Consider the following 13,832-nt stretch of genomic DNA (forward strand, 5'->3'; position numbering starts at 1 on the left):
ATTCACTAGTCGTACTCTGTATGTCATTCGCTGATTCAAACTTGTTGCCCGTTAAGACGTTGATGGGGTTGCCGGCGACTAACCATGTCTCGCTTTGTTCTACGTTGGTTACGCTTGACGTTGTAGAACAAGTAGGCCTTCCATTAGTACCTGTGACATTACAAGCAATAGCTGCGGTGGTGGTACTTCTTGTTTCCTCAGTTCTATAGTCAGCCACTACAGATATAGGTAATAAAATGATGAAGCTCGCAGCAAAGGGTTTGAAGTGCATAAGGAATGATCTCAAGAATGGAAATATGACATAAAGTAATGTAAAGAAGCTTGCATGAACTACTGTTTTTTAGTTTTTAAATTCCAATATAATATCAAGATTGACTGAGATCTTTCTAAATTCAAAAAAAAGTACATTAGTAATTTTGATTACCATCGCTTTTAGGGATAAGTAAATTAGAAGATGTAGTGGGAACTGGACAAAAATTACCTTGTGCCCCAAAATCTCTTAACGAGCTAAGATCAGTAACTACATTACCGTTAGAACCTGTAGTAAAGGAGCTTCCTAAACTATCCAGTTGAGAAGCACCATAACCTACGATACCGACTGCTGCTAAGAGCTTTAACCAATCTATATTGCTCATACTCTTATCACGTTTGCCACCACTAACCATGATATCTTCAAGAATCTCTTCACGACTCATGCCCTCATAACCTTCAGGCAGCTTAATAGTCGATAAATCAGGTAACTCGTGGTTTCCGTCTATAGTACCTCCAGCACCTTCTGGATTGTATGCCACTGTTTTCAACCCATTCTGTACGGCTGGACTCAACATTTGTGATGATACATCAACCACAATAGGTATTTTACCTGCTGCGAATAACATAGTTCTAAAGGCGTCTTTAGGCCCAGACAAAAAACTGGCCACACTAGCGACTACGTGACCCACTAATGGAATCGCAGGCTCGTATCCGTAAGTTATTCGAAGTTTTAATACATTTGCCTCCGACACACTCATACCAGAACTTGATCCTTTTCCTTTAGAATGTTTAGAGTTTTCTATGTCAGTGAGTTTATTAGGAATAACTTTTTGTTGAGTTCCTAAAGTTTTCTGTAATGTGGGATTATTAAAATCATTAAAGGCTTCAGCAGTAGGGTTAATGATTTCGATCTTTGTGAAGGGTGCTTCTTCTAACCGAGTTTGTACTAACAGCTTTGCAACATCTGCAGGACTACCACTACTACCCTTAGAAGCGCTCAAATAAGGCAAAAAACCTTTAAATAATCCCATTTCAATCTGCTCAGGGCTGGCGTTTTCAATAGCACCCGCTCTAGCCGCTTCGTATGAGGCGTAAGTTAGATTAGTCTTTGCATTATACATAAGCGTATATTGCACACCCGTCATCCCCAAGAAAAATATCATTGGTCCAATAGTGATGAACTCTATTAGCGTTGCCCCAAGTTGATTTGATTTCATAGCCTACTCCCAATGAATTTCTTACCGATAACTGTCGAGGGTATTTCTTCGAACTCTGCTGAAAACTCTACTACCTTGGACGCCTTTGGAGAACCTAGACAAAATCGATTAGGTTTCAAGTTATTTTTGACCCTTAAAATCGTAAAATCATCCGATAAAAAAATGACATGGATACTGTAGCGCATGCCTATAGTATGTATAGACCCACAAGGCTCAATCAAGATGCAATCTGAGGTATTTAATTGTTTTATGAACAGCAGGCCCTTTAGACGCGATAAAAATTTATCCGCTGTGTATATATTAAGTTCGCCTAATATAGTTTTTCTTTGAATAGCTTTCATAAAAAAGCATCCTTGATCATTACATATACTGGAAAGCCTATCACTATAAAAGTACCAGGGAAAATAAAGGCAACTAATGGAAACAATAGTTTTACAGGCGCCTCCATTGCCATCTTTTCAGCCTTTTGAAATCGCTCTATACGGCGTTGATCAGCTTGACTTCTGAGTATCGGCCCCAAGTTCATACCCATCTTTTCAGCTTGAATGATAGAAGAAACTAGACTTTTTATAGATTGATCATCTATTCTTAGACTCATTTTTCGAAATGCGTCTGCCCTGCTCACACCAGTTTTGACATCTCTTACCACTTTTTCAAACTCTTGCCTAACAGGGCCATGCGGACTCTTATCTACCGCCTGTCTAATAGCACCGTTCAGGTTTAGCCCTGACTCAACGCTAAGAGTAATCATATCTAAGAAAAAAGGTAGATTCTTAGAGATACTATTGTTTCTTTTTTTCTTAGCTTCTTTTAGCCATAGATCTGGATATATATATCCAAAAAGGGTAGCTAGCAAAACGAATATCAATTTTTGCTCAGCTAATACCAACAATATAAAAACAAAGACTGTAAAAACAAAAGCGCTTATTATTTTACTGGCAATAATGTGTTCTGGCTTGAACTGATACTCTACTCCTGCATAAACGATTTTTTTCTCATAATTATCGTAAGTATTTTTGTTTATAAATGGAGAGAGATAAAAAGCTATTACGTTGATAAAAAAACCAAAAATCTTATAAAATAACGGTGGATCATCAAAATATTCTCTATTATCATCTGGAACACGAAGCATGATAAAAAGTAAATACCAGCATAAAACAAAGACTACGATAGCTATAAATCCAATAAGCGCATAGATTTGTAAAGAAGAATCAAGCATAAGTAACCTAAATATCTATATTGACGATTTTTCGAATAAAGACGATACCTAATATCTCAAAGATTATTAGCGCGCCCAGAGCAAGATAACCTTCCTTCGTCGTCCAAAGCTGTGACATAGCTTCAGGCTCCATTTTAGCCAAAACCATAATCAAAAATATTGGCATCGAACCTACTACCCAAGCTTGCATTTTTCCTTGAGCAGTCAAGGCTCTAATTTTACCCTCTGCCTGATCTATGCTTCTCAAGGTGCGAGCAACATTCTTTAATGCATAAGAAAGCTCGCCACCTGTCTCAACTGAGGTTCTGATGACAGATACGGTAAGAATGACTGAGTTAAGAGGCATTCTCGTTATAAAATTTTGTAGGGATTGATCGACAGAAACGCCAAGCTTTTGCTCTCGAACCACCATACCTACCTCTTGTGACAAAGGCGCAGGATACTCCTCAGCAATTAAGGCAAAGGCACCACTTAGACTGTTACCAGCTAGTAATGAGCCACCCATTAAATCAATAGCGTCCGGTAGTTGTTTTTCAAACAAACTTATACGTTTCTTCTTGATATGTCTTACGACTACATATGGAAAAGCAATTAAAGCTGAGATCAAACCAAAGGTTATTATGTAATTGTCTATAAAAAATAATATAAATAGCAATAATGTAAAGGAAAATATAATGTAGCCAAAAAAATACTTGTTAAAGGTACTTTCATTCATACTATTTTCAAGAACTTTTTTAACACCAGCCAATTTATCTACTTCAGAAAAATTAGAGGGTGCTTTTAAGAACAATGTATATAGTATATAAAACACAATTACTAGCATGAAAAATATGGCTGTAAATATAAACATATGTTTTTCGCTTATAAATTAAAGTAATCAGTTTTTACTTCACTACCACTATCTATCAGTTCCTGATAAAAAGAGGGTATAGTCTCAGTTGACTGAAATACCCCTTGAACAGAACCATCACTACCATAACCTGACTTTGAATACTTAAAGATATCTTGAAGTTGAATAGTATTTCCTTCAATACCAGTAACCTCAGTAATATGAGTTATTTTACGAGAACCACAGGCAAAACGAGTTTGTTGAACAATAATATCTATGGCAGATACAATCTGCTCACGTATTGCTTGTAGTGGCAGATCCATACCAGCCATCAATACTAGGGTCTCTAACCTAGATAGCGCATCTCGAGGTGTGTTTGCATGTAGCGTAGTCAAGGATCCTTCATGACCTGTATTCATAGCCTGCAACATATCCAATGATTCAGCACCCCTACACTCTCCTACAACAATTCTATCTGGACGCATCCTTAGTGAGTTTTTTACGAGATCACGAATAGTTACCGAGCCTTTTCCCTCAGCGTTAGCGGGTCTTGATTCCAGTGATATTAGATGATCGTGATCCAATTTTAGCTCTGCTGCATCTTCAATAGTGATAATACGCTCACCGTTTGGAATAAAGTTAGATAACACATTTAACAGTGTTGTTTTACCAGAGCCAGTACCACCTGATATGATGATATTACGTTTGTGCAAAACACAAGATTCTAGAAAGTCTGCCATGTCTGCAGATACACTATTCATATCAACTAAATCTTTTACTATCAATCTTTTTTCAGGGAACTTACGGATAGTGATAGTCGGACCTTTTAATGCCAGTGGCGGTATAATAGCATTGACTCTAGAGCCATCTTTTAAACGTGCATCTACCATAGGAGAGGACTCATCAATCCTTCTACCAATAGGTGATACAATTCTTTCAATAATATCGAGAACGGCTTGATCACTACTGAAAGCTGCGCCACTTAAGTATATTTTTCCTTTTTTTTCTATGTATATCTCATTCGCAGAATTAACCATTATCTCTGAAACATCTTTATCAGCCAAAAAACACTCTAAAGGTCCAAGTCCTACAGCCTCATTAAGGACTAGCTTTTTTATTCGCTCAATATTTGATCGACTAATATTTAAATCATTCTCTACAATCTTATTAAGACATGTAGAAGCTGTTTCATATAGTTCTTTGTCCGACATCTTAGAGATATCATTTCTTTGAAGATCCATAGTCTCAACGAGTTTTTTATGTAGCTCTTTCATAAGCTTCATATCTTTTTCTAACTGTGCTTTGTTGTCTCGAAACAGTGTCATACCTGTTTCGATAGTTTCTGCATTACTTAATTCTGAATTGAAAACTTGCTCATGTTTCTTTAATTTTATATGCGATTCTTCGTCTTGAAAACTTTCTTTCTGTTTGTTTTTAGCTTGAATACTTTCTATCTCTTTATTATTTTCCTCAAAATCTATTGAATCAATAATAAAGAGATACTTTCCAATTGATATTACGTCTTCTTCAATCAAGGGTCCATATAGGTCTATTTTTTCTCCATTAACATAAGTTCCATTTGCACCTCGATCTAAATCTTCAATAACATAACCCGCTGGTAGTTTTTTTATTACCGCATGGTTTTGAGATATTAGCCATCCTTTTATCTGTAACTCAGCATCAGAACCTTTACCAATTATTATGTTAGTATTATTGAAACTAACTACTGATTCATTATCCTTATAAACAACTTTAATTTGTAACATTCATTTAATTCCTTCTTGGAAGTAAATTCTATTACTATCGCTATTAAAAAAATCTTTAGGTAAAATCTTGTTGTTTGCATTGATAGTATCAACCACTTCATTCGCTTTAGCTGCTAAATTTTTAGAAGGGTCGTCTTTTTCGCTATAAATGAATGGAGTAACTATAAATAAAAGTTCTGTCTGAGAGTTCACTTCACTATTATTTTTAAAGAACCTACCTATCAAAGGTGCTTTGTGTAATCCTGGAACCTTGGAGCTAGTATCAGAATTTCTATTATAGTTCAGACCGCTTAATACTAAAGTTTCTCCATTTTGGAGACTAAAGTCTGTAGTTGTTTTTCTGGTTAGCAGACCGGGTACATTGTCTATCTGTACAGCTGGGTCAATCTCACTTATCTCAGACTGTATATTTGCAAGAATACTTCCATCGCTTTGGATAATTGGTGAAACATTTAGCTTAATACCATATTCTTTAAAATCAACTGAAGGCGTCCCTGTTGGGCCTGACGAAGAATAAGGAACTTCACCTCCCGATAAGAACTCTGCATTACCACCATTTCGACACGAAAGTACTGGATGTGCAATAAGGTTGGCAACTCCCTCACTCTCCATTAAGTTGATACTACTAGTAATAGATGATATAAGTCCTGCATAGGTTTGAAATGGACGAATCGCACTACCGACAGGGATATTATCAAACCCCAGATCTGACACATCTGGTGATTTAAAGGCATTGCTTTTTTTAAACTCTCCAATGACTCCTACACGTGGACCATTCACTTGTGATGACCATTGAATTCCAAGGTTCTGGCTTGCACTCCTAGTAACTTCTACGATTTTTACGTCGAAATAAATCATCCTAGTGTCGTTCTTATCAGCAGCCTGACTGTTAGGACTAGTTAAATTTGTTATATACTTATACTGAGCTAAGAAGCTATCTACCTTTCCTTTATCATCGTCACTTAAATTTGAACCCTCTACTATGATAGTATCACCAACGATATTAGCTTCCAAACCAGGGTATTTCATAAGAAAAAACTGAATCTCATTAAGCATTCTTGGTAAATTTGCTGGGTAGATATGAGTATTTATGCTTTGAACTGAATTGTTTCTCCAAACTTTTATAGTGGTATCACCATTCTTTACGCCTGTTAACAGAATACCTTTTTTATCAATGGGTAGAGCATTGACTATTTCATCACTACCAACAGATACATTCGTAATGCTACTATCTTTTACAAATTCAGATTGACCCACATATAAAGTCATAACTCCATTATTGATATTAGCAGCAGCGTAAGTAGAAGCGCTTATTAGAATTAAACATAATGATCTTTTAAACATAAGTTACTCTTAATTAGTTATTAGTACTACTGCTACTTCTATTGCCATATATCACATCAATCGAAGGCTTTTTTGGTGGAGGTGCTACATTTTGAACAGGGGGTTCTATTCTTGCTTCATTGCGATCTTGCATACTTTCTATTTGATCAAGATAGCTATTGAAATCAGACTCAGGAAGGCGTTCGTTCTCGATATTTGGTTGCTCAGAAAAAGTTTTGAGGTTTAATTCTCTTTGCAAAGTTTCAAGACTAACAACGTTCGTTGTGTAAGACATATCATTAGGATTACGTAGTACAGCAGATAGTCTTCCAAGCTCCAATGCTGTTGTCACTCTGGAAACGTCATCTATACTAAGATCTAGAGTTATCGTTGAATATCCGTCTCCATAATCAGAACTTTCTCCATAACTGCTATCAACGCTTACAGAATCACCAGTAGCGAGCACTCTAACGTTTTGCATTAGAGGAGCTGCTATAACATTCCCAAGTTTCTGATAAGTTAGTATAAGGTCGATGTGGTCATTAGGATTGAGCATTGAAGATATAGAACTTTGATCATCTACAGGGATAGTAAGAGCGCGTCTACCTGACAACAATCTACTTGAAAGCTGTCTTCTTTCATCGGTGTCAACAGATTGCCACGTTAGAATATCCCCTCTTTTGATATCTGTTAATAGCATAGCACCATCAACATTTTCTGCTTGTTCAGGTGTTATACCTGTAGACTGGGCAAATTCAGCTGGAATATCACTTCTTACTGCAAATTGTGTGTCATCAAAAGGATCTATTATTGTTCCTTCAGGTAGATCATTATTGGCGACAATATAACTAACTTTGTCAGTATCTAAAGAAGTCGCTATCTTTTTATCAACGACAACTTTTAGTAGTAAAGCGCACAATAATGCCAAGACGACTGATACTATCAAGGCTAAAACGTTTTTATTAATCTTAATTTTCTTCATTTTGACTCTGTTGTATTAGTAAATCTACGTTATCTAGGTTCTTGATAGATTGTGAATAGTTGTCGTGACGAGTTTGAAAAGAGTCTTGGAACATATCCCAAAGGTTTTTGTCATTTACTTGCACTCCAAATATAACCGCTACGACCATTGCGGTAGCGAGTAAATACTCAGTAGAGATGTTTCCTTTTTGACTTTTCATAATCATCTACTTTCTTCAATAATAAATATAAATTCTCCACGAGGAGTCAATTTGGATACTTTTATCACTCTTTTATCACCTTTTGATGTAAGTTTGTAGTTTACAAATCCAATGGTAGACTCTCTATTTTTAGTTAATCTATTAAGTTGACCTAATATTTTTGAATAACCGCTTTTACTATATTTTTCAAGATTAATAGTACGAGTTGTATTCTTATAGTCCGTTGTTTGCAGATCAAGTGTTATTTTTCTATTATTTAAAATTATAGGATTAGATACATACTTTCTCTTTGCTGTGCTTGAGCAAGTCATATATCCAGATATTGATTGTCGGTAACTGCTATCTATTATGATGGTCGCTACGCTATATTTATCGAAGATAGATATATTGTTATTATTTAATGAATGTGATATTCCTTTTTTTTTCAAATTTTTCAATAGACAACTGGTATTGCATTCGCTTACAAAGGAATAGTAATTAAGAGGTTTTCCATTGATTATCGCATTATCAAAAAGTGCTTCTGAAGAAAAACCCTCAATATTTTTAATTTGATTGCATACTGCGCTGTTAGCAGTGACAGAAAAAAAACTGATAGAAAAGGCTATTAGTAATTTATTCATTACGGATTAAACGTAGCGAGACGATCTTCAGGAACAGCATCATGATCTACCTTCACATCTTTTATCTTGTGGTGGTCTAATACATCAAGTAATCCTAGTGCAGAATCGCTAATTAATTTAAGGCCTTCTATAGCAAAATTCGCAGGTTCAACAAATAACTTTTGACTACTTCCATTATTTGGAATGACTACATTATCAAAATTATTCATTGAATTTTGGATCTGTGCCTGGTCTCTAGCAGTTAGCGCCTGATTATCCACATATAGACTTTTACTTATCACCATAGAACTTGCAATCTCTGGAATAACATCTAAGTTTTCTAACGGTACGTTGATACTTACTGTGCCCTTTTTATCATACATACCTAAATTAGTTACTCTATTTAGATTATTCCAGACTACTCCTTGAGTGCCACTCATGTTAGAGCTATCTGCATTATACTCAATGGTCACTGAATCATTTTGATAGATTTGCTGATTACTACGACCAGTTCCAAGATTGGCACCTTGGTCATTTATTCTTTCATCATCCACGATCAGTGCTGTTTCTCCAAAGTATCTGTCACTTACTTCTCGACTAAGCTCTTGGTCATTTGTATTGCCTTCGCGTACTCGCCAAGCTGCATAATCCAAAGCTTGAATACTCATGATATTTGCATTTGCAATTTTGGCTAAAATAGGTATCGATAACACTAGCGCTATGAGAACACTAAAAGATACTGCAAATTCAACTGCTGCCTGACCTAATTCTCTAGTTTTCATAATACATTAGACTCCGCTAGTGCTCTTCCACTATTGTTCGTCAATCTAACTTGCCAATAGGGGTTAAGAAGACTCGCTTTTTCCAATCTATTTTTATTAAAATAATTAGGTCTACCGAGCATATCCGTAAATGGGCGCTCAAAGTAGACTTCAGCAGTAGATACTGCGGTCACATCATCCTTTGAGATAATATTTAACTCATCCCCCACTTTTAAGCTAGAAGCACCGCTGGTCGTATCAAGTCCATTTGCTCTTTTTGATACTCGAATTGAAGTAGGTAGAGTCGGTTCATCTTGCGCCAACATTTGAGTTTCGAGATCCCAAAATTGCGGTACTCCAGATTCTCCTACATTCATGGTACGATTACGTCGGGAGTCCCAACGAGGTATAAACTGATTACTTCTTCTTAAAGCATCTTTATTCCTATTGGCGTTGTTGTAACCTGCATTATTTCTCCTGTCATTGTCTCCTGTACCACTATTTCTTACCACTGCACTACCATAGCCCATCTGATCTTCTCGCCATGTCAGTTTGGGTAGTCTCCATCTTCTGGTTTTCCAGAAGCGATAGTGATGAGAGAAGGTATCTACACCTTTCCATTGATTAAGATCGTTACTAAGCTCAGTGCCGCCTCTGGCTTCAAGTCGATTTTTAAACAAAGGGATTGAGTAATCATCAACACTCTTTTCCCGACGCTCGCGAGTAAAATCATCTCGTGATGCTAAAACAACATCTTTTAAGCGAGCACGACCTATGGAAGGGTTTGTACTGTTACCACTGTAACGCTTTATAAAACTTCCACCTAAAGGATTGACCGCATACTTTGAAGCCGTCATCAGGGGTCGAGAGGTGAATCCTGCACCTATAGAAGACTTATCTATAGTATCTTTGTGAACTTGTTGAATAGGTATGAGAGAAGTGCTGTTTAGCAAATTCTGTTGAAAAGATATAACTTCAGTTGCTTGGTTATTGATTAAGATAGTTGGAGCAGCTAGATCAGCGAGTGGCTGTACTGCTCTTGAATATTCAGTAATAGCTTCTTGAACATATGGACCAACATATGGTATGTATCGAATAGTACCAGTGTTTCGTGGCATAGGCTCAAAATGCTTGGCCCAGCTAGCGACACTTACTGCCTGCGCAGTAGCCAGTTGGTTCGCAATTTTGGCCTTATTCATATAGGCATTGGCATTGAGAAGCTGTGCTTGCTTGATTGCTGTATTATACGCAGCATGATCAGCGAGTACTTTTGCTTGTGTACGCTCAGCCAAAAGCTGAGAAGTATTAAACAAATAAATCATCGATACAGACAATACTAACGTGAAGGCAAGCATGAATATCAGTGCTTGTCCTTTTTGAGATGAGACATTTATAGGTGTTGAACTCATGGATAGTATACTTACTACATAGTTAAACTAGAATGAGATAGAATGAATAGAGAAATTAATTAGAATTTAGTGTTAATTCTACTGACCGTTATCATTAAAATTTTTCATACTTTTCTTAGCACTACCTTGTTTTCTCGATTCATCAGCAGCTTTTTTAGCATTTGCTGTATCAGTTGCGCCACTTTCCCCTGCTAATTCTTGTGCGGCGGCAGCGGCTTGGCTACGAGCCGTCTGACCAAAAAACTGAAATGATCCAATAGCTGCAATAGCTATCAATGCTACGATAATAATGTATTCAGTCATACCCTGACCTAACTGTTTACGCATGTTCGATAGTTGCATGTAAAATCTCCGGTTGGTCAATTAAATGTAAATTTTTGTCTGCTTTATTGACGCGATATTAAAACATAACAATTGTTATATCAACAACTATTTTAACTATTTCAACTAGATATATATATTTATTCTATACGAGTATGTTTTTTTGAAAAAACTATATTAACAATTGTTGTTATAATTGAGGCGTTAATGCTAAGATGTGAAAAGTGAAATGCTCAATATCTACCCAAAATGGATTAAATGGCTGGTGATAAAGAGATTTAAGCTATAAGAAAGCTGTCACTTATTATGAAATAAGATCGCTTAAATAAGCCTTTCAATCAATAAGATCGGAGGGCAAGATGAAATGTTAGATCAATTCAATATATATAACAGTGTTAGGAGTAGTAAATTTAGCTACATTTTTTTGCGAAAATTATTTTTTATGGTTTTCGTTAATGTATCCAAGGTTAAAATACTGGTTAGGTTATATTCAATATTTTAACCTTAATATATAATACTTTTATCGACCTTCTTTAACCATTCGTACTTGATAAAAAGAATAGCTATTTCAATATCCTTTAGACTATGCAGCACTTACTATAATTGAATGCAAATGATTTCGATACAAGAAGGAAGCCAAGTGTAAGCTATACATTACTAAGGTTAGCGAGGAGGAGGATGTAGCAGATTTATATAGATTTGATTATACGGAACCAACTCATAGCTCGTACTACGCCCTGAAGCCTCAGATTTTTTCAGCATGCCCTTCTCTACTAAATTATTGATATCCCGTAGTGCTGTATCTATGGAACACTTAGTCATAGTTAGCTTCCCATAAAAATCAGTTAGTAAAGTATTCAGCATAGTCACTTGCCTAGTGTTCAGAGCATGCTGTCGATGTGTCTGCCAAAAATTTGATTTATTAATAATTTTATTGGTGGTCGTTTGAGCCGCAATCAATGCCTGCTCTTAGCGGTTGTAAGAACCAGACTAGCCAATCAGTGATATCTTTACCACCTTTTTGCGTTCGCTCTAGTATTTTGTAGTAGTCGTTGCGCTCCTTCAGAATCTGCGCTGATATACTGTAAAAGCGCTGGGCGCTATCATCTCTTTGCGCCAGCACTCTCTGTAATTGCATGGGTCAACCGCCCATTTCCATTATCAAATGGATGGATCGTTATGAACCATAAATGAGCAATACCCGCTTTGATGACGACATCTACCTCAGCTGGCAACCTATCCGCACTCGGGGCAACAAAATAAACCTGCTCACAACCATAACTATCAAAAACTACTTGCATAGGTCCTTAACTGTCATCACGTATGCTGCTCGCTTTAATACGATGACGTCCACTATATCCGTTCGGAAATAATGCTCTATGCCATCTAAGTAAATCGTCCAGCGCTTATGGTTGTTGATAATGGTAGGTAGCATTTAACATCATCTCCATCCCTGCATTAATCTCATGAGTAGCAGTTGGTATACCTTAGTCATCTAACTCTAAATGCCACGCAATTGAGGAACGTACTGGCTCAGTATTTAATGCCTCACCTTCTATCTCAGAGGCTTCAACGATTTTTAAAGTACGACATCCAATTGCGCCCCAACGTTAAGATCAAGCCCTAGTGTTAGTAATTTTCCAATCAAACGGTCTTGTAACATCGGCACACGCCTGACCAATGGCAGCAGTTTTTTATCTGACCACTGCCACTCAATAAAAACAATACAGTGATGTACTGACAGCGATATTCAAGAGGCACCGATTCTCATCCAAATAGTCACGCCTGTGTAGGCAATGATTTTTGATGATGCAAGGCATACAAGTGCAGTTAGCAACCAAGGTAAGTAGTGATATAATGCCTCAATTATCGATATTTTATGAAAGGTTTACATTATGGCTCGTACAGCTAGCGCATTACATATTTTAGTAAAACACAAAGAGCAGGCTGAAGACATTATTGCCAAGCTTAAAAAAGGCGCCAAGTTTGATGTACTGGCTAAAAAACACTCAACCTGCCCATCAGGTAAAAAAGGTGGCAGCTTAGGTGAGTTTGAAAAAGGTGACATGGTACCGCCATTTGACAAAGTCTGCTTCAGCGGCGAACTCTTCACCCCACATTTAGTGAAAACCAAATTTGGCTGGCACGTGGTTAAAGTGCTTTATAGGACGTAAGCACTAGCGCCGGAGCTCTAAATGGTAGCTGACTGAAAGATGTCTTAAACATTGTCCTGACTCATATATGATCTAAAACAACTTACAATCTAATGTCAGTGTCATAGCTAACAACATAAGAGGCTATCCTAGATTATTTTACTTATCTAGGATAGCCCCGCTAACTATCATCTAAGATATTATGGACAGAGTAGAGGCCGAAAACACTGCCAAATGGCAATGCCCAATTACAAATTGAATATGAATTTACATCAATTTCATACCGATATATAGTCAGTCCAATATGAAAAAGATACAGCAGGACTGAGATGCTTAGTTTTTAATGTTGGTTTTGCAGCCTCTGTCGGTATAGGCACAGCAAGCCAAAAAAATTGATATCAGCAGTGCCGTAGCGTTTTTAGGGTGTTTTGACTATGAGCAAAAATTAGCATGGTAAATAGCAAATTTAGCCATCATAAAAGTATGATTCTCTCTAATAGAAAAACCTTGGCTCTCTACTTATTTAAGATTGACCGCTCTCACGACACTCCTAAAGTCATTATGCAAGCCATTGATTTATATCAATTCGATGGCGATTGAATACCTTTAGAGATGGTCACTAAATTAACCATATCGCATCGCCATTGTTCTCACGGTATAGAGTTATACCGAAATATATTAGGGGTCTGTGCTGAAATTTCTAGAACTAAAGATAGCCTGCGACGTATAGGCATTCCAACTTAACGCCTAAAATTCAGCCTTAGTAAAGTATGGAAGTGTGGGTAAGAAGTCCCCTAGTACG

Annotated in this window: 17 protein-coding genes; 1 reads left to right on the plus strand and 16 read right to left on the minus strand. The window is 36.8% G+C overall.

Annotation, left to right across the window (positions count from 1 at the left end; genetic code table 11):
• The 16 genes from J5X94_RS11060 to J5X94_RS14085 all read right to left on the minus strand — a co-directional run.
• Window positions 1-271: hypothetical protein (locus J5X94_RS11060; protein WP_210541291.1), on the minus strand; the 271-nt coding region annotated here is incomplete at its 3' end.
• A 136-nt stretch (window positions 272-407) separates the two neighbouring features.
• Window positions 408-1,469, minus strand: a complete 1,062-nt coding sequence (locus J5X94_RS11065) for a TadE/TadG family type IV pilus assembly protein (protein WP_210541292.1) — start codon at window positions 1,467-1,469, stop codon at window positions 408-410.
• On the minus strand, window positions 1,466-1,810 hold the full coding sequence (locus J5X94_RS11070) for a DUF192 domain-containing protein (RefSeq protein WP_210541293.1): 345 nt from the start codon (window positions 1,808-1,810) through the stop codon (window positions 1,466-1,468). The genes J5X94_RS11065 and J5X94_RS11070 overlap by 4 nt, the downstream gene beginning before the upstream one ends.
• On the minus strand, window positions 1,807-2,688 hold the full coding sequence (locus J5X94_RS11075) for a type II secretion system F family protein (RefSeq protein WP_210541294.1): 882 nt from the start codon (window positions 2,686-2,688) through the stop codon (window positions 1,807-1,809). The genes J5X94_RS11070 and J5X94_RS11075 overlap by 4 nt, the downstream gene beginning before the upstream one ends.
• Window positions 2,689-2,695: 7 nt before the next feature.
• Window positions 2,696-3,538 (minus strand): type II secretion system F family protein, encoded by an 843-nt coding sequence (locus tag J5X94_RS11080; protein ID WP_210541295.1) that lies wholly within the window; start codon window positions 3,536-3,538, stop codon window positions 2,696-2,698.
• Window positions 3,539-3,549: 11 nt separating this feature from the next.
• Window positions 3,550-5,283, minus strand: coding sequence for an ATPase, T2SS/T4P/T4SS family (locus J5X94_RS11085; RefSeq protein WP_210541296.1), 1,734 nt, complete (start codon window positions 5,281-5,283; stop codon window positions 3,550-3,552).
• Entirely contained in the window at window positions 5,284-6,627 is a 1,344-nt protein-coding gene (locus J5X94_RS11090; protein ID WP_210541297.1) for a type II and III secretion system protein family protein, read from the minus strand. It abuts the gene before it with no gap.
• A gap of 13 nt (window positions 6,628-6,640) precedes the next feature.
• On the minus strand, window positions 6,641-7,588 hold the full coding sequence (gene cpaB / locus J5X94_RS11095; RefSeq protein WP_210541298.1) for a Flp pilus assembly protein CpaB: 948 nt from the start codon (window positions 7,586-7,588) through the stop codon (window positions 6,641-6,643).
• Window positions 7,575-7,787, minus strand: a complete 213-nt coding sequence (locus J5X94_RS11100) for a hypothetical protein (RefSeq protein WP_210541299.1) — start codon at window positions 7,785-7,787, stop codon at window positions 7,575-7,577. Before J5X94_RS11100 ends, cpaB begins: the two co-directional genes overlap by 14 nt.
• Window positions 7,788-7,789: 2 nt before the next feature.
• Window positions 7,790-8,407 carry a hypothetical protein gene (locus tag J5X94_RS11105; protein WP_210541300.1) on the minus strand — a complete coding sequence of 206 codons (618 nt, stop codon included), beginning with the start codon at window positions 8,405-8,407 and terminating at the stop codon, window positions 7,790-7,792.
• Entirely contained in the window at window positions 8,407-9,168 is a 762-nt protein-coding gene (locus tag J5X94_RS11110) for a TadE/TadG family type IV pilus assembly protein (RefSeq protein WP_210541301.1), read from the minus strand. Before J5X94_RS11110 ends, J5X94_RS11105 begins: the two co-directional genes overlap by 1 nt.
• The gene (locus J5X94_RS11115) at window positions 9,165-10,556 is read right to left on the minus strand and encodes a pilus assembly protein TadG-related protein (protein ID WP_210541302.1); all 1,392 of its coding nucleotides are present in this window, start codon (window positions 10,554-10,556) and stop codon (window positions 9,165-9,167) included. Before J5X94_RS11115 ends, J5X94_RS11110 begins: the two co-directional genes overlap by 4 nt.
• Window positions 10,557-10,634: 78 nt before the next feature.
• The gene (locus J5X94_RS11120) at window positions 10,635-10,898 is read right to left on the minus strand and encodes a pilus assembly protein (protein ID WP_210541303.1); all 264 of its coding nucleotides are present in this window, start codon (window positions 10,896-10,898) and stop codon (window positions 10,635-10,637) included.
• A 910-nt stretch (window positions 10,899-11,808) separates the two neighbouring features.
• Window positions 11,809-12,015: a hypothetical protein gene (locus J5X94_RS13930; protein WP_228293238.1), complete on the minus strand. Its 207-nt coding sequence runs from the start codon at window positions 12,013-12,015 to the stop codon at window positions 11,809-11,811.
• Window positions 11,981-12,178, minus strand: a complete 198-nt coding sequence (locus tag J5X94_RS13935; RefSeq protein ID WP_228293239.1) for a Fic family protein — start codon at window positions 12,176-12,178, stop codon at window positions 11,981-11,983. The genes J5X94_RS13930 and J5X94_RS13935 overlap by 35 nt, the downstream gene beginning before the upstream one ends.
• 186 nt (window positions 12,179-12,364) lie before the next feature.
• Window positions 12,365-12,475 carry a DUF4172 domain-containing protein gene (locus tag J5X94_RS14085; protein WP_416346179.1) on the minus strand — a complete coding sequence of 37 codons (111 nt, stop codon included), beginning with the start codon at window positions 12,473-12,475 and terminating at the stop codon, window positions 12,365-12,367.
• Between the two features lie 297 nt (window positions 12,476-12,772).
• Here J5X94_RS14085 and J5X94_RS11130 point away from each other — a divergent pair, with 297 nt between their 5' ends.
• Window positions 12,773-13,051 carry a peptidylprolyl isomerase gene (locus tag J5X94_RS11130; protein WP_010199082.1) on the plus strand — a complete coding sequence of 93 codons (279 nt, stop codon included), beginning with the start codon at window positions 12,773-12,775 and terminating at the stop codon, window positions 13,049-13,051.
• The last annotated feature ends 781 nt before the right edge of the window (window positions 13,052-13,832 follow it).

Origin of the sequence: Psychrobacter sp. K31L (assembly GCF_017942195.1) — a bacterium.
GTDB lineage: Bacteria > Pseudomonadota > Gammaproteobacteria > Pseudomonadales > Moraxellaceae > Psychrobacter > Psychrobacter glaciei.

What these genes read in the sequence shown, in the direction of transcription:
- J5X94_RS11065 (WP_210541292.1), bottom strand. Translation starts at nt 1,469, where the DNA reads ATGAAATCAAATCAACTTGGGGCAACGCTAATAGAGTTCATCACTATT.
- J5X94_RS11070 (WP_210541293.1), bottom strand. Translation starts at nt 1,810, where the DNA reads ATGAAAGCTATTCAAAGAAAAACTATATTAGGCGAACTTAATATATAC.
- J5X94_RS11075 (WP_210541294.1), bottom strand. Translation starts at nt 2,688, where the DNA reads ATGCTTGATTCTTCTTTACAAATCTATGCGCTTATTGGATTTATAGCT.
- J5X94_RS11080 (WP_210541295.1), bottom strand. Translation starts at nt 3,538, where the DNA reads ATGTTTATATTTACAGCCATATTTTTCATGCTAGTAATTGTGTTTTAT.
- J5X94_RS11085 (WP_210541296.1), bottom strand. Translation starts at nt 5,283, where the DNA reads ATGTTACAAATTAAAGTTGTTTATAAGGATAATGAATCAGTAGTTAGT.
- J5X94_RS11090 (WP_210541297.1), bottom strand. Translation starts at nt 6,627, where the DNA reads ATGTTTAAAAGATCATTATGTTTAATTCTAATAAGCGCTTCTACTTAC.
- cpaB (WP_210541298.1), bottom strand. Translation starts at nt 7,588, where the DNA reads ATGAAGAAAATTAAGATTAATAAAAACGTTTTAGCCTTGATAGTATCA.
- J5X94_RS11100 (WP_210541299.1), bottom strand. Translation starts at nt 7,787, where the DNA reads ATGAAAAGTCAAAAAGGAAACATCTCTACTGAGTATTTACTCGCTACC.
- J5X94_RS11105 (WP_210541300.1), bottom strand. Translation starts at nt 8,407, where the DNA reads ATGAATAAATTACTAATAGCCTTTTCTATCAGTTTTTTTTCTGTCACT.
- J5X94_RS11110 (WP_210541301.1), bottom strand. Translation starts at nt 9,168, where the DNA reads ATGAAAACTAGAGAATTAGGTCAGGCAGCAGTTGAATTTGCAGTATCT.
- J5X94_RS11115 (WP_210541302.1), bottom strand. Translation starts at nt 10,556, where the DNA reads ATGAGTTCAACACCTATAAATGTCTCATCTCAAAAAGGACAAGCACTG.
- J5X94_RS11120 (WP_210541303.1), bottom strand. Translation starts at nt 10,898, where the DNA reads ATGCAACTATCGAACATGCGTAAACAGTTAGGTCAGGGTATGACTGAA.
- J5X94_RS13930 (WP_228293238.1), bottom strand. Translation starts at nt 12,015, where the DNA reads ATGCAATTACAGAGAGTGCTGGCGCAAAGAGATGATAGCGCCCAGCGC.
- J5X94_RS13935 (WP_228293239.1), bottom strand. Translation starts at nt 12,178, where the DNA reads ATGCAAGTAGTTTTTGATAGTTATGGTTGTGAGCAGGTTTATTTTGTT.
- J5X94_RS11130 (WP_010199082.1), top strand. Translation starts at nt 12,773, where the DNA reads ATGGCTCGTACAGCTAGCGCATTACATATTTTAGTAAAACACAAAGAG.